Raw genomic sequence first — 18,225 nt, 5'->3', positions numbered from 1 at the left:
ACCCGAACAGATGGAGCGCTGAGATCCCTCCCGGACTTCGGGGAAGGCGCCGGTGTGCGGCACCGGCGGATGGGGGAGCGTGGTGCGACGTGGACCAACTGGTCGTCCTAAGCGCCACGCTATCCCCCCCCGAGCCGGCTTTGCCGGCCCCAGCACACACAAGTTGTGTGTGCGACCTCCCCGAAACCGGGGAGGGATCGTTGCGCTTTGCTCGTCTCGGCGTCGATGCACGAACACCAAAATCTCAGCGGGGGCGACTGGACGAGGGGTGTTGCTACTGCTTGGTGATGCCGGTGAGGTCGAACCAGTGCTGCGGCGCCAGCACGAAACCTTTCACTTCGGGCCGGGCCGCATAGACGGAATCGGCCGTGTAATAGGAGGTGAAAGCCATGTCGTTGGCGATGGCATCGCGCACCTCGTGCAGCTTCTTGTCCATGGCCTCCGTCGTGGCGGCACCGCGGGCCTGCGACAAGAGGGTGTCGATCTTGGGGTTGTTGTAGTAGCCCGAATTGCAGCAGTTCGGCGGCAAAGCGGTGGTGGTTATCATCTGGTCGAGCCAGGCAAAGGTGCTTTCGCCCCAGGAGGCCGATGTCAGGCCGGTGCCCTCGCGCATTCCCTTCGACATCATCTCCCAGAAGGTGTTGTTGTCGAACATCTCGATGCTTGCCTTGATGCCGATCTTCTCGAAATCGCGCTGCAGCCACTCGGCGTCGCCCTTGGTATTCACGTCGGCGCCGGCACCGAAGGTCCAGTCCATCCTTGTGGTGAAGCCGTTGGGGTAGCCGGCTTCGGCCAGCAGCTTCTTGGCGCCTTCGGGGTCGTAGTTGCAGTCCTTATAGGCGGGATCGAAGCCTGGACCGCCGGGATTGAGTACGCCATAGGCTGGACGGGCCAGGCCCTTGCGCTGATATTTGGCCATGTCGTCGCGGTTGATCGCCATGCAGGCGGCCTTGCGCACGCGTACATCCTTGAAATGCTCGTCCTTGTGGTTGAGCCACAGCACATAAATCATCGGGCTCTGGCCGGAGATGATCTGGATGCCCTGCTGCTTGAGGAAATCGAGAAAATCGGGGGAAGGCGTGCCTATCACGTCCACTTCGCCGCCGGCCAGCGCCAATTCGCGCGTGGAGACCTCGGGAATGCCTCTGAAGATGATCTGATCCGCCTTGGGCTTGCGCGTTGGATCCCAGTAATTGTCGTTACGGGCGATGACGAGTTTCTCGCCCACCACTCGTTCCACGAATTTGAAGGGACCGGTGCCGATGGGATGCTGCTCGATCTTGTCGTTGCCATAGGTCTCGACGGCGGTGGGGCTGATCATGCGCGGCGCACCCGAGCCGCCGGCGGCCATCCGGCGCAGGAACTCGGCATTCGGCTGCTTGAGATTGATCTTGAAGGTGGTGTCGTCGACCACCTCATAGCCGGCGAGGTCCTGCCACATCCAGCCCATCAGGCCGGGGGAGACGGGCTGGAAATATTTGAAATTCTTGTCCGTCATGCGGTCGAGATTGAACTTGGCCGCCTGCGCGTTCCAGGGCGTACCGTCATGGAACTGGACGCCCTTGCGCAGATGGAAGGTATAGCTCTTGCCATCGGCCGAGACGTCCCAGCTCTCGGCCAGCGCCGGCACGATCTTGGGCGCGACGTCGGGGCCCTTGGTAAGATCCTCCTCGACGAAAGTTTCGAACAGATGGCGCACGACCTTGAAGGTGTTCCAGGTGCGCGAGGCGTGGGGGTCGAGGCGGCTGAAATCCGATTCCACCGCGAAAGTGATGGTGTTGCCGGCCGCAAGCGCCGGCGGCGCGTCGAAGGCGGCAAAGGCGCCGGCAATCAGCGCGGCGGCCGTCACGCCCGCGCGCAGCAGGCCGCTCCAGGACCTGCGCGGTCCCGTTCGTTCGGTGCGATGCTCTTTCGTCATGATGGTTCCCCTCGTGATTTTTCATTGTCGTTGGGATGGTGTTTTGACGTTCAGGGCCCGCCGTGGCGGAAGCAGGCCACTTTCCTTTCGCCGGCGATGGCCGTCAGCGTGGGTGCCGATCGGGTGCAGGGCTCGAAGCGCTCGGCGCAATTGCCGGCATAGATGCAGCCCGCTCCCATAAGGCCCGCGGTTCCTTCCAGATCCTCGGCTCGCTCGGCCGCCTGTTCCCAGCGCGAATCCTTGCGCAGATGCAGCACGGTTCCGAGGAAGTCGCGGGTGAAGGGGTGCAACGGCTCGGCATAGACTTCCTCGCTGGTGCCCTGTTCGAGCACGCAGCCGCGATACATCACCATGGTGCGGTCGCAGAACTGCTTGACGATCTTCAGGTCGTGGGAAACGAACAGGAAGGTGAGATCGAGCTTCTTTCTCAGCTCCGCCAGGAGATTGAGAATCTGGGCCTGGATCGAGACGTCGAGCGCCGAAACCGGTTCGTCCAGGAACAGGAACTCGGGTTCGAGCGCCAGGGCGCGGGCGATGGCGATGCGCTGGCACTGGCCGCCGCTATATTCGTGCGGATAGCGATAGGATTGGCGCGGATCGAGGCCGACGAGTTCGAGCAGTTCGTCGACGCGCCGGCTGGCCGCCGCGCCGGAAATGCCGAAATTGAGCAGGGGCCGGGCGATGTTCTCGGCCACCGTGCGCCGCGGGTTGAGCGATTGCAGCGGGTCCTGGAAGACGATCTGCAGCCGGCGGCGATAGTGGCGCATCTGCTCGCGCGAGAGGGCCCGCAGATCGGTTCCATCATAGCGTATCTCGCCGCTGTCAGGCTCGATCAGGCGCAGGATGATGCGCCCGAGCGTCGACTTGCCCGAGCCCGAGCCGCCGACGCAGCCGAGGATCTCGCCCTTGGCGATGGTCAGGCTGACATCGTTGACCGCCTTGGTGCTCGCGGCGGGCCGGCGCAGCAGGCCGCCCTTGCTGACGGAGAAGGTCTTGTTGACGGAACGCACCTCGATCAGGGCAGGGCGCGTCATTGGGTTGCTCCCGCAGCGGCGAGGTGGCAGCGCACCATCCGACCCGGGCCGGCGGCGCGCCAGTCCGGCAGCTTCTGATGGCACAGCCCGATCGCCTGATCACAGCGCGGCGCGAAGCGGCAGCCGGGCGGCGGTGCCAACAGGTTTGGCGGTTCGCCCTTGATGAAGGTCATGGCGTCCGAACGGGCGTCCGGATCGGGAATGGAGCGGATGAGGGCCTTGGTATAGGGGTGCAGCGGCTCGGACAGGACCTCATCGATGTCGCCGGCCTCCTGGACATGGCCGCCATACATCACGAGGACGCGGGTGGCGATGGCGCGCACCACGCCGATATCGTGGGTGATGATGACGATGGGCAGGCCGGTCTCGCGGCTGCGTTTCTTGAGCAGCAGCAGGATCTTGGCCTGGACACCGACATCGAGCGCCGTCGTGGGTTCGTCGGCGATGAGGAGTTCCGGCTTGCAGGCCAGCACCATGGCGAGGCCGATGCGCTGGCACATGCCGCCGCTGAGCTGGTGGGGGTAGCTTGCCAGCACGCGCGCGATGTCGGGAAAGCCGACCTCCTGGAGCGCCTTGGCAGCCGCGGCGCGGGCGCCTTTGCGGCCGAGGGCCGGATCGTGGCGCATCAGCGTCTCGACGAGCTGGGATTCGATGGTGAAGGAAGGATCGAGCGAGGCGCGCGGGTTCTGGAAGATCATGCCGATGGTCTTGCCGCGAACCGTCTCCATCGCCGCCTCGTCGAGAGTGAGGAGGTCGCGCCCGCCGATCTCGATCGATCCGCCGAGATAGCGCCCGGGTGGCGAGGTGATCAGACGGATCAGCGAGAGCGCGGTCACGGTCTTGCCCGAGCCGGATTCGCCGATGATCGCGAGAATCTCGTTGCGATGGAGGTCGAAGTCGACCCCGTCGACTGCCACCACCGTGCCTGCCGGCGTGGCAAACCCGGTCTTGAGATTGCGCACCCTGAGGATGGGCCTGGTATCGCGATCCATCGACATCTCCCTTGCAGGCGGTTCTGTCGGATACGATCTGGAACGTCACATGTATACAATAATGTGTCAACAATGAAATTCAATCTGCGATGGCATTGCATCCGGCCGTCGGGCAACGTCACCACATTCCGTCAATATGAACAGCAAGCGTGCCGGTCAGGCCTGCCAGGAGGGGTGATTGAGTTGATGCGCTTCGTGAAAGGGTTCCTTCGGGCCTGATCGATCCTGATCCTCAACCCAGAAGGGCTGGATGGCACGACGGTATCGTTCCCCATCATTGCCATTGACGCCTGCGGGAAATCACATAAAGATACAATATCGTATACAATATTAAGAACAAAATGCGTCACCCCGTCCGAGGAACTCCATGCGCATCAAGCTCATCAATCCCAACACCACGGCGTCGATGACCGAGGCGATGCGTATCAGCGCCTGCGCCGTGGCTGCGCCCGGCACGGAGATCGTCGCCTCGACTTCTCGTTCCGGAGCGGCCTCGATCGAAGGGCATTTCGACGAAGCCATGAGCGTGATCGGCCTCGTCGACGAGATTCGCGACGGGCCGCCCGCGGACGCCTATGTGATCGCCTGCTTCGGCGATCCGGGCCTGCTGGCGGCGCGCGAAATCACGGACGCGCCGGTGATCGGCATTGCGGAAGCGGCCATGCATGCGGCCGCTTTCGTGGCCACCGGCTTTTCCGTCGTCACCACGCTGGAGCGCACGCGCATCATCGCCGAGCATTTGGTGCGCAACTACGGCATGCACAATCACTGCCGCCGCGTGCGGGCGACGGAACTGCCGGTACTCGAACTCGAGCAGCCGGGCACGCGGGCTCGCGACATCATCCTGGCCGAGTGCCAGATGGCGCTGGAGGAGGACAAGGCCGGGGCGATCGTGCTCGGCTGCGCCGGCATGGCCGGCCTGGCCGATTTTCTCGAGGACAGGTTACAGATCCCGGTGATCGACGGCGTCTGCGCCGCGGTCAAATTCGCCGAGGCCCTGGTCGGCATGGGCCTCAAAACCTCCAAGCATGGCGACCTCGCTTATCCCCTCGCCAAGCCCTATGCCGGCAAGTTGGCCGCCTACGCGCCAGCCGGCTGGCGCGTATCAGCCCAGCGGTCGGAAGAGCGACTTGAAGTCGATGCGGGCCGGAACGTCTGACAGGTCTACCTGGGCTTCGACATGGCGCAGATGGTGCTCCATGTTGCGGGCGGCATCCTGCGCATCGCGCTTGGCCAGGGCATCGACGATGCGCTTGTGTTCGTCATAGGCGCAGGGAACCGCACCGGGAGATTCGTAAAGCGCGATCACCAGCGAGGAGCGCGACACGAGTTCATGCACGAAATCCTTGAGAACGTCATTGCCGGCCATGGAGGCAAGTTCGCGATGAAAGTCTCCCGACAGTTGCAGCCGCCGGCGCTTGTCGCCTTGCTCCTGGGCCCGGGCCTCTGCTTCCACCGCGGCCCGCAGGCGAGTGATCTCCGCATCGGTGATGGTCGCGGCCAGGCGCCGGATCAGGATGCACTCGATCTCGCGCCGAGCCTCGAAAACCTGACGTGCTTCCTCCACCGAGGGGCGGGCCACGATCGCCCCCTTGTTGGGGATGAGCTCGACCAGTTTTTCATGGGAAAGCTGCTGCAGGACCTTGCGGATCAGCGTGCGGCTGACGCCGAAGGCGGTGGCCAGGGCATCCTCCTGGAGCGGCGTGGCCGGTCGAAGCTGATGATTGATGATGGCCGAATAGATCTCCGAATGGATCCGTTCGTCCACCCGTCCGCGGCGCCTGGGGGCGACAGGCGCTTGCTTCGTTTGAGGCCCGGACGATGGGGGCATGATGTGGCCTTGCAATTTGACTCAACGGAGGAAACCAAGTGTATTCTACATTGTATATTGCCGAGTTGGAAACAACCCCTGTCATGGTGGCCGCAACCAGGCGGCGGCACCCGGATTGTGAGGCGGCATGACCAGTGCACACAGTGAAACAGATGGGATGACGACGTTGCCTCCGGCCGTGCTGGAGGTCCGGGATCTGCGTATCGAGTTCCCGACACGCATGGGCACGCTGGTCGCCATCGACAATGTCTCCTTCGACATCGTCCAGGGCGAGATCCTCGGCGTGGTCGGCGAATCGGGTGCAGGAAAGTCGATGACCGGCAGCGCCCTGATCGGGCTTTTGCAGGCGCCGGGCCGCATCGCGGCGGGCAGCATCCGCCTGAGCGGGGAGCGCATCGACAACCTGCCTCCGCACCGCCAGCGCCAGATCCGCGGCCGGCGGATCGGCGCCATTTTCCAGGACCCGTTGACCAGCCTCGACCCCTTGTTCACCGTGGGGCGGCAGCTGACCGAGACCATCCGCACGCATTTTCCCGATCTGAATCGCGAGGGAGCGCGCCAGCGGGCGATTCGCCTTCTCACCGAAGTCGGCATCGCCGACCCCGTCAATCGTTTCGAACAATATCCGCATCAATTCTCCGGCGGCATGCGCCAGCGCATCGTCATTGCCCTGGCGCTGGCGGGGGAGCCCGAGCTGATCATCGCCGACGAACCGACGACGGCGCTCGACGTTTCGATTCAGGCCCAGATCCTGGCCTTGCTCAAGCGCCTGGCACGAGAGAAGAACACCGCCATCATGTTGGTTACCCATGACATGGGGGTGATTGCCGAGATCGCCGACCGCGTGGCGGTGATGTATGCCGGGCGAGTGGTCGAGATCGGCCCGGTGGAAGCGGTGGTGCATCGGCCCAACCATCCCTATGCGGCCGGTCTGATGGCTTCGATCCCATCACTCAACCGGCAGGTCGAGCGCCTGGCGCAGATCGACGGGGCGATGCCGCGTCTGGGCAGTTGGCCCAAGGGCTGCGCCTTCCACCCGCGCTGCCGGCAGAGCGGTCCGCGCTGCCAGGCCGAGAGTCCCCGGCTCGCCATTGCAGGCGCCACCGCGGCGGCTTGTTTCTTGCATCAAGGCGGTACAGCGCTCTGACGATCACGCGGGCGCGGCATCTCCCGCGCCGGGTAAACTCGTCTCCAACACTGCCATACAATATTGTATACTTGTTATAGTACAAATTTGTAGACGGCTGGTGCCGCTTATGGAATGATCGAAATGCCCGAACTGGATACGGGCAGGGGAATGGATCGTCTGCGAAGAACGGTGTCACCAGCCATTCGGAACGCAGCCGATCGCTTGGTGGCGAAGCGCGAGACAAAAATAAAGCCGCGCCGTCGTGACCGCCGACGAAGGACCGTTTAACCGGGAGATGGCCGTGAAGACCTATTTGAAGATCCTGCTGATCGCCTCGTGCGCCGCGCTGGCCACCGGAGCGGCCAGCGCCAAGACGCTGCGTTTCGCTGAAGCCCAGGAAATCAGTTCCATGGACCCGCATGCGGCGCGGGACGACTTCACGCTCAGCCTGCTCAGCAATGTCTATGAAGGATTGGTGCGCTGGAACCGCGACCTCAAGCTCGAGCCGGCTTTGGCCGAGAGCTGGGAGGCGGTTTCGGACACCGAGTGGCGGTTCCACCTGCGCAAGGGTGTCAAGTTCCACAATGGCGACCCCTTCACCGCCGACGACGTGATCTTCTCCTTCGAACGGGCGGGCGCGCCGGGCTCTCCCTTCGCCGGCCTGCTCGAGCCGATCGCCAAGATTACCAAGGTCGACGATCACACCGTCGAGGTGACACTCAAGCGCAAATATGCGCTGCTGCTCAACGATTTCGCCGGCTGGTACATCCTGGACAAGAAATTCCAGGAATCGGTCGGTGCCACCAAGCCGATCGACCTGTCCTCCAACACCGGCGGCGCCATGACCACCCAGGGCATCGGCACCGGGCCGTTCAAGCTGGCCTCGCGCCAGCCCGACATACGCACCGTGCTGGTCAAGAACGAGGACTGGTGGGACAAGCCGCAGCACAATCTCGACGAGATCGTCTATACGCCGATCACCAATGCCGCCACCCGCGTCGCCGCCCTCTTGTCGGGCGAGGTCGACTTCATCCGCAATGCACCGCCCCAGGATGTGGACCGCATCGCATCCACTCCCGGCATGAAGATCATGCGCGCGCCGCACCTGCGCTCGATCTTCTTTGGCATGGACCAGCAGAGCAAGACATTGCCGGGCAGCGGCGTCGAGGGCAATCCGCTCGCCGATGTCAGGGTGCGCAAGGCGATCTACCAGGCCATCGACATCGACGGCATCAAGCGCAGCATCATGCGCGGCAATTCGCGCCCGACGGCCGTGCCGCTCGCGCCCGAGCTTCCCTACTACGATGCCAGCCTGGACGTGCGCTTCCCCTATGACGTCGCCGCCGCCAAGGCGTTGCTGGCGGAAGCGGGTTATGCCAAGGGCTTTACCCTGCCGATGGATTGCCCGGCCGGTTCCTTCATCAATGACGAAAGGATCTGCCAGGCCACCGTCGGCATGCTCGCAAAGATCGGCATCAAGGTGCAGTTGACCATGCACACGCCGGTCCAGACCGACACCGAGCTGCCCGCCGGCAAATATTCCTTCTACATGCTGGGCTGGGCCGGCCTGCCCTCGATCGACGCCTACAACATCATGTCGGCGACGATCCATACGCCTACCGGCGATCTGGGCACCTGGAACCCCAAGGGCTATTCCAACCCCAAGGTGGACAAGCTGATCGAACAGATCGGCACCGAATACGACCCGGCCAAGCGCCAGGCCATGATCTCGGAAGTGGTGAAGATCCATCGCGACGAAGTCGGCAAGATCATGCTGCACCAGCAGTTCCTGACCTGGGGCATGAGCGACAAGGTCAATGCCGTCGTGCCCGCCGACGAGTATACGCGCTTCTGGTACTACACCATGAACTAGGGCTGCGAGCCGGCCTGTGCCGGCGACGCCATGCCCTCAGTCTTCGCTTGCCGCATGATGTTTTCTCCGGGTCCCCCGAAACTGTCCGGCGTCATGCGCAAACGGAGGGGCGGTTTCTCCCACCGCCCCTCCGCAGGTCCCGTGGGGTGTGACCGCATTTCAGCTTATTCACTCTGATGAGGTCGCTCAGCCCCTCACCCATACCCTCTCCCCGTAAGAACGGGGCGAGGGGGCTTTGGCGGCGAGTTTCATGCCGGCGGCACGCCATCTCGCCCGCCCGTCGGGCGAGATGAAGGGATTGAAGATCAATCGCAACGCTCGTGCCTCCTCGCCCCGTTCATACGGGGAGAGGGTATGGGTGAGGGGCAGCACAAACCGAGGGGCATTGCCGTTGAGTCGTAGCCATTGCTCAACTTCTTGTTTTGACGCACTTTCTCGACCGGAGACTCCTTCGTCTCTTCTGGAAAATGCGCCAGGGATCGAGAGACCCTCATGATCTCCATGCTCGCAACCCGCCTCACCAGCGTCATCCTGGTCATGCTGGTCGTTACCGGGTTGTCCTTCTGCATCTTCAATTTCCTCGGCGACCCCGTCAACAATGTACTCGGCGTCAATGCCACCCTGGCCCAGCGCGAGGAATTGCGGGCTGCCCTCGGCCTCGACCAGCCGACGATCGTGCAATTCTGGCGTTTCATCGAACGGGCGGTGGTTGGTGATTTCGGCGTCTCCTACCGCAACCGGCAGCCCGTGCTCGATCTCATCCTCACCCGCTTGCCGGCGACGCTGGAACTGGTCTTCGCGGCGACCCTGACCGCCTTGGTGGTCGGCATTCCCATGGGGGTCTATACGGCGCTGAGGCCGCGCGGATGGTTGAGCCGCCTGTTCCAGATGGGCTCGCTCCTCGGCATTTCCATGCCGCAGTTCCTGATCGGCATGCTGCTGATCCTGGTCTTTTCGGTGGAGCTGCGCTGGCTGTCGGCCTTCGGGCGCGGCGACACGGTGCGGATCGGCTGGTGGACCACCGGTTTCCTCACGGTGAGCGGCCTCAAGGCCCTGATCATGCCCACCATCACACTCGCCGTCTTCCAGGTCTCGATGATCATGCGCCTGATCCGCGGCGAGATGTTGGAGGTGCTGCGCTCCGATTTCATCAAGTTCGCCCGGGCCCGCGGCCTGTCGGACCGGGCTGTTCATCTCACCCATGGCCTGCGCAACAGCTTGTTGCCGGTGATCACCATCGTCGGCCTGCAAATCGGCTCGCTGATCGCCTTCGCCATCGTGGTCGAGGCGGTGTTCCAATGGCCCGGCATGGGTCTCCTGATCCTGCAGGCGATCGAGTTTGCGGATTTTCCGGTGATGGCAGCCTATCTCGCCTTCGTCGGTTTCAGCTTCGTGCTGATCAACCTGATCGTCGACCTGACCTATCTCCTGGTCGATCCGAGATTGAGGGTGAAATGAGCCAGTTTGCCGCCATCGTCCGGACCATGGCCACCAGCGAACTCGCCTGGCGTTTTCGCACTTCGCCCGCGGTCATCATCGCCACCTTCATCCTCGGCCTGCTGATCCTGTGCGCCGTGGCCGCCAACCTGATCGCGCCGCATGATCCCTTCGATCCGGCCACGCTCGACATCATGGATGCACGCCTGCCCCCCGTCTGGTCGGAAGGCGGGAGCGTCCGCTACCTACTCGGCACCGACGAGCAGGGCAGGGACATTCTGTCGGCCATCTTCTACGGCATGCGCATATCGATCCTGGTCGGCGCCGCGGCCGTGCTGTTCTCGGTTACCATCGGGGTGACCCTCGGCTTGCTGGCCGGTTATTTCGGGGGCTGGATCGATGCCCTCATCATGCGCCTTGCCGATGTGCAGCTCTCCTTTCCAACCATCATGATCGCTTTCTTCATCGATGGGGTCGCCAAGATCGTGATGCCGGCGGCGTTGCGCGAAGACATGCGCTTCTATGTCGTCATCCTCGCCATCGGCGTCGCCGACTGGGTACAGTTCGCACGCACGGTGCGGGCCGCCACCATGATCGAGCGCCAGAAAGACTATGTGGCCGCGGCGCGCATCAGCAAGGTATCCAGCCTTCGCATCGTGCTCTCGCATATCCTGCCCAACACGATCGGGCCGGTGCTGGTGCTCGCTACGCTCGGGCTGGGCGTCGCCATCCTCACCGAGGCAATCCTGTCCTTCCTTGGCCTGGGCATGCCGCCTTCCCAGCCCTCGCTCGGTACGCTCATCCGCGCCGGCAACGATCTCCTGCTGTCGGGCGAATGGTGGATCTCCCTGTTCCCGGGGGCCGCGCTGGTGCTGCTCGTCCTCTCCGTCAACATCGTCGGCGACTGGTTGCGCGATGTCCTCAATCCTCGTCTTCGTTGATCCCTGTTTTGTCGATCATGGGCCCTGAAATGACCGATCTGCTTCTCACCAATGTCCGCCCGGATGCCAAGGAAAGCGCTGACATCCTGATCCGCGGCGGCAAGATCGCCGCCGTCGGCCGCGACCTGGCCCGGCCCGAAGGCGTGCCGCAGGTGGAGGGCAAGGGGGCCATCGCCATCGCGCCTTTCGTCGAAGCCCACGTCCATCTCGACAAGATCCTGTGGGGCCTGCCTTGGCACAGCATCAATGTGCCGCCCTCCTTGCGGGCCATGATCGACAATGAGGTCGCCATCCGCAAGGAGCTGCCCTGGGGCGTGCCCGAGCGCGCCGGCAATCTGATGCGGCGCTGCGTGGAGATGGGCTCGACCCATATCCGCAGCCATGTCGATATCTCCACCGCCTACAGGCTCGACAATCTGCACGGCGTGCTGGAGGCCTGGCAGAAGGTGAAGCATGCCGTCGGCCTGGAACTGGTCGCCTTCCCCCAGACCGGCCTGATGATCGATCCCGGTACCGCGGATCTGATGGAGGCTGCGCTGGACGAGGGCGCCTCGGTCATCGGTGGCATTGACCCGGCCACCATCGACGCTGATCCGAAGGGACATCTCGACACCATCTTCGACATCGCTAGCCGCAAGGGCGCCAAGATCGACATCCACCTGCATGAGCCAGGGGAACTGGGCCTGTTCGAGCTCGGCATGATCGCCGAGCGCACGCGCGCTCTCGGCATGCAGGGCCGCGTCGTCGTCAGCCACGCCTTCTGCCTCGGCGACGGCCCGGCGCACAAGGTGCAGCGCATGATCGACGTGCTGGCCGAAGCGGGGATCGGCATCATTTCCGCCGTACCGGGCGAGATTGGCTTCCCGCCGATGTTCGAGCTCGCGGCGCGCGGGGTGCGCTGTGCCGTTGCCTCCGATTCGCTGCGCGATACCTGGAACCCGCATGGCGATGGCGACATGCTCGACCGTTGCTGGCTCCTGGCCTACCGCACCCATTGCCGCACCGATGGCGAGCTGCTCAGGGCGCTCGACATGGGCACGCGCCGCGGTGCCGACCTGCTCGGGCTGGAAGGCTATGGGCTCGAGGCAGGCTGCGAAGGCAGCCTCGTGCTGATCGAGGGCGAGAACCTGGCGCAGATCCTGGTGGATCGCCCGCCGCGCGCGCTCGTGGTGAAGCGGGGCCGTGTCGTGGCCGCCGACAATCAATGGATCGATAGCGAGGCGCCATGAAGCAGGACAACGCCAGCCCGCTGGTCGAGGTCGCCGATCTCTCCAAGACCTTCGACGTCTCGGCGCCCTTCCTGCAGCGTGTGGTCACGCGCGCCGGCCGCAAGCTGGTCCGGGCCGTCGATGGCGTGAGCTTTTGGATTGAGCGTGGCACCACCTTTTCGATCGTGGGCGAGTCGGGCTGCGGCAAGTCCACCATCACCCGCCTTATCGCCGGTCTCGATGCGCCGAGCGCGGGTCGTATCGACTTCGTCGGCGCCGGTGGCAAGGCGGTGCGGTTGCAGATGGTGTTCCAGGATCCGGTCGGCAGCCTCAATCCGCGCTGGCGCATCGGCCGCAGCATCGCCGAGCCGATGCGGCATCTGCCGGGCGCCGAGCGCCGGCGCCGGGTCGGCGAACTCCTGGCGACCGTCGGGATGGCGCCCGGTGACGGCACCAAATATCCGCATGAGTTTTCCGGCGGCCAGCGCCAGCGCATCTCCATCGCCCGCGCCCTTGCCGCCGAGGCCGAATTGCTGCTGCTGGACGAGCCGACCTCCGCCCTTGACGTCTCCGTCCAGGCGCAGGTGCTCAACCTGCTCAAGGACCTGCAGCAGCGCCTCGGCCTGACCTATCTGTTCATCAGCCACAATCTGTCGGTGGTGCGCTTTCTCACCGACCGCATCGGTGTGATGTATCTCGGCCGCCTGGTGGAGGAGGGGCCGGGCCGCACCGTGTTCGACATGCCGCGCCATCCCTATACGCGGCTGCTGCTGGAGACGATCCCCGATATCGAAAATCCCAACCGGGATCGCGCGCCCCTGGCCGGGGATCTGCCCAGCCCGCTCAATCCCCCTTCGGGCTGCGCCTTCCACCCGCGTTGTCCGCTGGTGATGGAGATGTGCAAGCGCGAACGGCCCGAGATGCGGACGGTCGAGGGTGACGTGCGTGTCGCCTGCCACGCAGCATGATGGAAGTCCGGTAGCTGCGCCGCTGCCCTCATCGAACCGTCTTTGCCCAGCCATCCTGCAGAGGCAGTGCCCCCGCGAGCAGTGACTTCGAACAACAAGTGCCTGCACCAACATTGACTTTTTGGGCGTAGCTGTCGGAACGTTGTGCGGCGGCAACGCATTCTATGGTCATGGTGCGGTGCTCAGGCCGACTGCGAACCACCGCGAGTCCGTCAGAAGCTCCATTGGCTTTGAAAGCGAAAGGACAAGCAATGGCGATTGCCAAGAACACGATCTGCGTGTGGTACGACAAGGACGCCGAGGCTGCGGCCCGCTTCTATGCCGAGACCTTTCCTGACAGCAACGTGCATGCCGTCCATCGCGCTCCCGGCGACTACCCGTCGGGCAAGGAGGGCGATGTACTGACGGTCGAATTCACCGTTGCCGGCATCCCCTGTCTTGGCCTCAATGGCGGGCCGGCGTTCAAGCATAGCGAGGCCTTTTCCTTCCAGATCGCCACGGATGACCAAGAGGAGACCGACCGTTACTGGAACGCCATCGTCGGCAATGGCGGCCAGGAAAGTGCGTGCGGCTGGTGCAAGGACAAATGGGGCATCTCCTGGCAGATCACGCCCCGCGCCTTGACCGAGGCGATAGCCGCCGGCGGTGCGGAAGCAAAACGCGCGTTCGACGCGATGATGGCGATGAGGAAGATCGATGTCGCGGCGATCGAGGCGGCTCGTCGGGGCTGACGATGCCGCCAATTCGGCAGCGTCGGGATCGATGAGGTCGCTCCCTGGGAGACCAGGGCGGCCTCGGACATCCGGTCGATGCATTGCAAGGCCACTTGCACGGTGTCGGTGGTGGTCGCAACATTGCCATCACTGTGCCATCCACTTCACCCTCGCGCGGCGAAGCCCGGGGTAACCGCTGCGGCTGGCAGGCAAGCCCTTCGATTGCGGCTGCGGCGCGATCGAATGCTCACCGGACGTGATCACTTCGGAACCAAGTTGTTCAACGTCGGTTCCAACAGGGAGGATCAATGCTTCGAGCGGGCAAAGGCGGTGGGGATGGCGACAAGCCGCAAGAAACAGACAGGCAAGGCAAAGCGGTCGCACCTGATGCAGGCCATGGCCGAGCCATTGCTGCACGACGACGAAGCAGAGAGCTTCGTGCAACAGGCCATCCACGACCTGGCTGCCTGCGATGTTCCGTTTCTGGTGGCCGGCACCTTTGCCGTCAGCGCCTATACCGGCATCACCCGCCTGACCAAGGATCTGGACATTTTCTGCAAGGCGGGGGATGCCCAGCGCCTGCTCGCCTATTTCCAGGCCGAGAACTATGCCGTCGAGATCGAGGATGATCGCTGGCTCGGCAAGGTTTTCAAGGGCAAGAAGTTCTTCGACGTCATTTTTGCCTCGCCGAACGGCACGATGCCGGTGGGAGACGACTGGTTCGAGCAGGGACGCCGGATCCATCTTTATGATTGCAAGGTCGGCATCGTCGGACCGACCGATCTCATCTGGTCCAAATGTTTCGTGCAGATGCGCCATCGCTATGACGGCGCCGACGTGGTCCATCTCATCCTCAAGACGCATGCGCAGATCGACTGGCAGCGCCTGCTTGCGCATATGGAGGTGCATTGGGAGGTGCTCCTGATGCACCTGCTCAATTTCCGCTGGATCTATCCATCAGAGCGCGACGTCGTTCCGGCCTGGCTGTTGACGGAATTACTCGAGCGGCTCGCTGCACAGCGGCAATTGCCGCCCCCACAGATGAAGATCTGCCGGGGCCGCATGTATTCACGCATAGACTTTGAGATCGACGTCAAGGAATGGGGGTTTGCCGATGTGGGCGGTGAGGGGGACCGCCGCGCTTCCAAGGGACACAGAAGCGATGAATGACAGGCCAAAAAGCATCAAGGTGGCTGCCCTGGCCGACCTGCATGTCAAGGATACGCCGGAAGAGTCCTACCGCGATCTCTTCAAGGAGATTTCGGAGGCGGCGGATGTGCTGGTGCTGGCCGGCGACCTCACCGATCTCGGCAAGCCGAAACAGGCCGAGCATCTTGCCGCTGACCTCACCGCCTGCAGCATTCCCGTGGTCGCCGTGCTCGGCAATCACGACTATGAGGGAGGTGAGACGGACAGGCTGGCTGCCATTCTGGAAGCGGCAAAGGTGCATCTGCTCGACGGCCGTCATGTCGAGATCGAAGGTGTCGGCTTCGTCGGTGTGAAGGGATTTGCAGGTGGCTTCGGGCGCTTCATGCTGAGCTCGTTCGGCGAGCCCGCCATCAAGGCCATGGTGGCCGAGGGCATCGACCAGGCGATGCGCCTGGAAAATGCCATGCGGCAGGTTCGCGCCGATCGGGCGGTGGTAGTGCTTCACTACGCCCCCATCGTCGAGACGGTCGCCGGCGAACCCCCTGAAATCTATCCCTTCCTGGGTTCCTCGCGGCTCGCCGAAACCATCGATCGCTTCGAGGTCAGCGCCGTGGTCCATGGCCATGCCCATCGTGGTGCCTATCAGGGCAAGACGCCGCGAGGCGCGCCCGTCTACAATGTGGCTGCCCATATCGAAAAGCCGACGGGCCGGCCCTACGCGTTGCTCGAGATCTGAATGCGACGGTACCTCTATCGCAGGATCGGTTTCAGTTGCGCCTGCACGGCCAGCAGGGCCGGCAAATAGCGGCTGGTCAGATCCGCCACCGGGCCGGAAGCCGGCAGGCCGGTGTTGAGCGCCGCGATCACGCGGCCGCGTACATTCAAGAGAGGCACCGCAACGGAGCGCAATCCTTCCTCCACCTCCTGGTCGATGGCGGCATAGCCCTGGGCCCTGACCCGCACCAGTTCGGCGACGACAGCCTCGGGATCGGTCAGTGTGCGCGAGGTGCGCGCCGGCAGCGTATCCGTACCCAGTATCGCCCGTGCTTCCGATTCCGGCAGGCCGGCGAGCAGCACCCGCCCCATCGAGGTGCAATAGGCCGGTAGGCGCGAGCCGGGCATCAGCACCACCGACATCACCTTTCTCTGTGCGGCGCGGGCGACATAGACGATCTCGCTGCCGTCGAGGATGCAGACCGACGAGCTTTCCCCGATCTCTTCTGCCAGTCTGTCCAGCATCGGCTGCACGATCTGCGGCAGCGGCATGGTCGCGAGGCAGGCCGTGCCGAGCCGCAGGATGCGCGGCGTCAGGGTGAAGAATTTGCCGTCGTAATCGGCATAGCCCTGATAAGCGAGCGTCAGCAGGCAGCGCCGGGCCGTGGCCCGGTCCAATCCCGAGGCGGCCGAGACTTCGGCAATGGATTGGCGCGGGCGCTCGGCGGTGAAGGTCTCGATCACCGCCAGTCCTTTGGCCAACCCTCCCATGATGTCGCGTTCGCTGATCGCCATCCGTTTCCTTTGTGCGATATGTCAACAAATAATATCATATCGCACAAATTGGATTTACGGAATGCGTTATCGCGCTTAATCCTGCGCCTCCAGATCGCGTTCGGCCCATGGATGGATTGAGATGGACAAGACAGTCGCGAACCTCGCCAGCGCCGTGGCTGAGATCGAGGACGGAACGACCGTGATGATCGGAGGCTTCGGCGGCGCCGGTTCGCCGATCGAGCTGATCCATACACTGATCGACCGCTATCGCGCCACGGGGCATCCCAGGGACCTGACGGTGGTGAACAACAATGCCGGCAACGGGCATGTCGGTCTCGCCGCGCTGATCGAGGCGGGCATGGTGCGCAAGCTGATCTGCTCCTTCCCGCGCTCGGCGGATCCGGTGGTGTTCACGCAGCTTTACCTTGCCGGCGAGATCGAGCTGGAACTCGTGCCGCAAGGCACGCTGGCTGAACGCATCCGCGCCGCCGGCGCCGGCATACCTGCCTTCTATACGCCAACCAGCTTCGGCACCGATCTGGCGGCGGGCAAGCCGGTGGCGGAATTCGAGGGACGTTCCTATGTGCGCGAGCGCTGGCTCAAGGCCGATGTCGCGCTGGTGAAGGCCGAATTGGCCGATCCCTATGGCAATCTGACCTACCGGATGGCGGCGCGGAACTTCAACCCGCTGATGTGCATGGCCGCGGCCGTGACCATCGTGCAGGCCAGCCGCATCGTGCCGGCGGGCGAGATCGATCCCGAGGCGGTGGTCACCCCCGGCATCTTCGTCCAGAAGATCGTCGAAGTGCCCCATCCGCATCAGGAAGAAGACCTGAATCGCGCCAATGCCGCCTATCCGCTGGAGGCCTGAGATGAGCAGATTGTCGAGCGACCAGATTGCATGGCGCGCAGCGCAGGACATCGCCGATGGCGCCTATGTCAATCTCGGTATCGGTCTTCCCGAGAAGGTGGTCCAGTATCAGCCTGCCGGGCGCGAGGCGATCTTTCACACCGAGAACGGTATCCTGAACTTCGGCGAGAGCCCGGCAGAGGGGGAAGAAGACTGGGATCTTATCAATGCGGGCAAGAAAGCGGTGACGCTGAAGCCGGGGGCTGCCTTCTTCCACCATGCCGATAGCTTTGCCATGGTACGGGGCGGCCATCTCGACGTGGCCATCCTCGGTGCCTATCAGGTCGCCCAGACCGGTGACCTCGCCAATTGGTCGACCGGGCCGAAGGGTGTGCCCGCCGTCGGTGGCGCCATGGACCTGGTGCATGGCGCAAAGCGCGTCGCCGTCATTACCGATCACGCGACCAGGGACGGCCAGCCCAAGCTGCTCGAACGATGCACCCTGCCGCTGACCGGGGTGGGCTGCGTTACCCGGGTCTATACCAGCCTCGCCGTTGTTGACATCGAAGGTGGTCGGTTCGTGCTGCGCGAGAAATTGCCCTCTCTTTCAATCGGCCAATTGCAGGCCGTGACAGGGGCTCAGCTCCATGTATCCGGTCCGATTGTCGATCTCGTCGTTCCGGAGCTATGA

At 63.7% G+C, this 18,225-nt stretch carries 17 protein-coding genes; 12 read left to right on the top strand and 5 right to left on the bottom strand.

Going from position 1 to position 18,225, the window contains the following annotated elements:
* Positions 1-274 precede the first annotated feature (274 nt).
* Genes ACN6KF_RS32075 through ACN6KF_RS32065 form a run of 3 tightly spaced genes read right to left on the bottom strand, consistent with a single transcriptional unit; the run spans position 275 to position 3,944 of the window.
* Positions 275-1,918 carry an ABC transporter substrate-binding protein gene (locus tag ACN6KF_RS32075; RefSeq protein WP_434960931.1) on the bottom strand — a complete coding sequence of 548 codons (1,644 nt, stop codon included), beginning with the start codon at positions 1,916-1,918 and terminating at the stop codon, positions 275-277.
* A 50-nt stretch (positions 1,919-1,968) separates the two neighbouring features.
* The gene (locus ACN6KF_RS32070) at positions 1,969-2,952 is read right to left on the bottom strand and encodes an ATP-binding cassette domain-containing protein (RefSeq protein WP_434960930.1); all 984 of its coding nucleotides are present in this window, start codon (positions 2,950-2,952) and stop codon (positions 1,969-1,971) included.
* Positions 2,949-3,944, bottom strand: coding sequence for an ABC transporter ATP-binding protein (locus ACN6KF_RS32065; protein WP_434960929.1), 996 nt, complete (start codon positions 3,942-3,944; stop codon positions 2,949-2,951). Before ACN6KF_RS32065 ends, ACN6KF_RS32070 begins: the two co-directional genes overlap by 4 nt.
* A 367-nt stretch (positions 3,945-4,311) precedes the next feature.
* On the opposite strand from ACN6KF_RS32065, the gene ACN6KF_RS32060 reads away from it, so the two are divergent.
* Positions 4,312-5,103, top strand: coding sequence for an aspartate/glutamate racemase family protein (locus ACN6KF_RS32060; RefSeq protein WP_434960928.1), 792 nt, complete (start codon positions 4,312-4,314; stop codon positions 5,101-5,103).
* Here ACN6KF_RS32060 and ACN6KF_RS32055 read toward each other — a convergent pair.
* The gene (locus tag ACN6KF_RS32055; RefSeq protein WP_434960927.1) at positions 5,050-5,712 is read right to left on the bottom strand and encodes a GntR family transcriptional regulator; all 663 of its coding nucleotides are present in this window, start codon (positions 5,710-5,712) and stop codon (positions 5,050-5,052) included. The genes ACN6KF_RS32060 and ACN6KF_RS32055 overlap by 54 nt on opposite strands.
* 220 nt (positions 5,713-5,932) lie before the next feature.
* On the opposite strand from ACN6KF_RS32055, the gene ACN6KF_RS32050 reads away from it, so the two are divergent.
* The 9 genes from ACN6KF_RS32050 to ACN6KF_RS32010 all read left to right on the top strand — a co-directional run bounded on the left by ACN6KF_RS32050 (position 5,933) and on the right by ACN6KF_RS32010 (position 15,929).
* Positions 5,933-6,922: an ABC transporter ATP-binding protein gene (locus tag ACN6KF_RS32050; RefSeq protein WP_434960926.1), complete on the top strand. Its 990-nt coding sequence runs from the start codon at positions 5,933-5,935 to the stop codon at positions 6,920-6,922.
* 283 nt (positions 6,923-7,205) lie between these two features.
* Positions 7,206-8,777, top strand: a complete 1,572-nt coding sequence (locus ACN6KF_RS32045; protein ID WP_434960925.1) for an ABC transporter substrate-binding protein — start codon at positions 7,206-7,208, stop codon at positions 8,775-8,777.
* Between the two features lie 492 nt (positions 8,778-9,269).
* Positions 9,270-10,235 carry an ABC transporter permease gene (locus ACN6KF_RS32040; protein WP_434960924.1) on the top strand — a complete coding sequence of 322 codons (966 nt, stop codon included), beginning with the start codon at positions 9,270-9,272 and terminating at the stop codon, positions 10,233-10,235.
* Positions 10,232-11,155: an ABC transporter permease gene (locus ACN6KF_RS32035; RefSeq protein ID WP_434960923.1), complete on the top strand. Its 924-nt coding sequence runs from the start codon at positions 10,232-10,234 to the stop codon at positions 11,153-11,155. Before ACN6KF_RS32040 ends, ACN6KF_RS32035 begins: the two co-directional genes overlap by 4 nt.
* 29 nt (positions 11,156-11,184) lie before the next feature.
* Positions 11,185-12,384: an amidohydrolase family protein gene (locus ACN6KF_RS32030; RefSeq protein WP_434960922.1), complete on the top strand. Its 1,200-nt coding sequence runs from the start codon at positions 11,185-11,187 to the stop codon at positions 12,382-12,384.
* Complete coding sequence (locus ACN6KF_RS32025) at positions 12,381-13,331, top strand: ABC transporter ATP-binding protein (protein WP_434960921.1); 951 nt, start codon at positions 12,381-12,383, stop codon at positions 13,329-13,331. Before ACN6KF_RS32030 ends, ACN6KF_RS32025 begins: the two co-directional genes overlap by 4 nt.
* Positions 13,332-13,588: 257 nt before the next feature.
* Positions 13,589-14,062, top strand: coding sequence for a VOC family protein (locus tag ACN6KF_RS32020; RefSeq protein WP_434961357.1), 474 nt, complete (start codon positions 13,589-13,591; stop codon positions 14,060-14,062).
* 318 nt (positions 14,063-14,380) lie between these two features.
* Entirely contained in the window at positions 14,381-15,214 is an 834-nt protein-coding gene (locus ACN6KF_RS32015) for a nucleotidyltransferase family protein (RefSeq protein WP_434960920.1), read from the top strand.
* The gene (locus tag ACN6KF_RS32010) at positions 15,207-15,929 is read left to right on the top strand and encodes a metallophosphoesterase family protein (RefSeq protein ID WP_434960919.1); all 723 of its coding nucleotides are present in this window, start codon (positions 15,207-15,209) and stop codon (positions 15,927-15,929) included. Before ACN6KF_RS32015 ends, ACN6KF_RS32010 begins: the two co-directional genes overlap by 8 nt.
* 14 nt (positions 15,930-15,943) lie before the next feature.
* Here ACN6KF_RS32010 and ACN6KF_RS32005 read toward each other — a convergent pair whose 3' ends face one another.
* Entirely contained in the window at positions 15,944-16,702 is a 759-nt protein-coding gene (locus tag ACN6KF_RS32005; protein WP_434960918.1) for an IclR family transcriptional regulator domain-containing protein, read from the bottom strand.
* 121 nt (positions 16,703-16,823) lie between these two features.
* Between ACN6KF_RS32005 and ACN6KF_RS32000 the strand changes: the two genes are divergently transcribed.
* On the top strand, positions 16,824-17,555 hold the full coding sequence (locus tag ACN6KF_RS32000) for a 3-oxoacid CoA-transferase subunit A (protein ID WP_434960917.1): 732 nt from the start codon (positions 16,824-16,826) through the stop codon (positions 17,553-17,555).
* A 1-nt stretch (position 17,556) separates the two neighbouring features.
* Positions 17,557-18,225 carry a 3-oxoacid CoA-transferase subunit B gene (locus tag ACN6KF_RS31995; protein ID WP_434960916.1) on the top strand — a complete coding sequence of 223 codons (669 nt, stop codon included), beginning with the start codon at positions 17,557-17,559 and terminating at the stop codon, positions 18,223-18,225.

Source organism: Labrys methylaminiphilus subsp. lupini, assembly GCF_051161885.1.
Classification (GTDB): domain Bacteria; phylum Pseudomonadota; class Alphaproteobacteria; order Rhizobiales; family Labraceae; genus Labrys.
This window is presented reverse-complemented; position numbering and strand designations above follow the sequence as displayed.

What these genes read in the sequence shown, in the direction of transcription:
- ACN6KF_RS32075 (WP_434960931.1), bottom strand. Translation starts at nt 1,918, where the DNA reads ATGACGAAAGAGCATCGCACCGAACGAACGGGACCGCGCAGGTCCTGG.
- ACN6KF_RS32070 (WP_434960930.1), bottom strand. Translation starts at nt 2,952, where the DNA reads ATGACGCGCCCTGCCCTGATCGAGGTGCGTTCCGTCAACAAGACCTTC.
- ACN6KF_RS32065 (WP_434960929.1), bottom strand. Translation starts at nt 3,944, where the DNA reads ATGGATCGCGATACCAGGCCCATCCTCAGGGTGCGCAATCTCAAGACC.
- ACN6KF_RS32060 (WP_434960928.1), top strand. Translation starts at nt 4,312, where the DNA reads ATGCGCATCAAGCTCATCAATCCCAACACCACGGCGTCGATGACCGAG.
- ACN6KF_RS32050 (WP_434960926.1), top strand. Translation starts at nt 5,933, where the DNA reads ATGACGACGTTGCCTCCGGCCGTGCTGGAGGTCCGGGATCTGCGTATC.
- ACN6KF_RS32040 (WP_434960924.1), top strand. Translation starts at nt 9,270, where the DNA reads ATGATCTCCATGCTCGCAACCCGCCTCACCAGCGTCATCCTGGTCATG.
- ACN6KF_RS32035 (WP_434960923.1), top strand. Translation starts at nt 10,232, where the DNA reads ATGAGCCAGTTTGCCGCCATCGTCCGGACCATGGCCACCAGCGAACTC.
- ACN6KF_RS32030 (WP_434960922.1), top strand. Translation starts at nt 11,185, where the DNA reads ATGACCGATCTGCTTCTCACCAATGTCCGCCCGGATGCCAAGGAAAGC.
- ACN6KF_RS32025 (WP_434960921.1), top strand. Translation starts at nt 12,381, where the DNA reads ATGAAGCAGGACAACGCCAGCCCGCTGGTCGAGGTCGCCGATCTCTCC.
- ACN6KF_RS32015 (WP_434960920.1), top strand. Translation starts at nt 14,381, where the DNA reads ATGGCGACAAGCCGCAAGAAACAGACAGGCAAGGCAAAGCGGTCGCAC.
- ACN6KF_RS32010 (WP_434960919.1), top strand. Translation starts at nt 15,207, where the DNA reads ATGAATGACAGGCCAAAAAGCATCAAGGTGGCTGCCCTGGCCGACCTG.
- ACN6KF_RS32005 (WP_434960918.1), bottom strand. Translation starts at nt 16,702, where the DNA reads ATGGCGATCAGCGAACGCGACATCATGGGAGGGTTGGCCAAAGGACTG.
- ACN6KF_RS32000 (WP_434960917.1), top strand. Translation starts at nt 16,824, where the DNA reads ATGGACAAGACAGTCGCGAACCTCGCCAGCGCCGTGGCTGAGATCGAG.
- ACN6KF_RS31995 (WP_434960916.1), top strand. Translation starts at nt 17,557, where the DNA reads ATGAGCAGATTGTCGAGCGACCAGATTGCATGGCGCGCAGCGCAGGAC.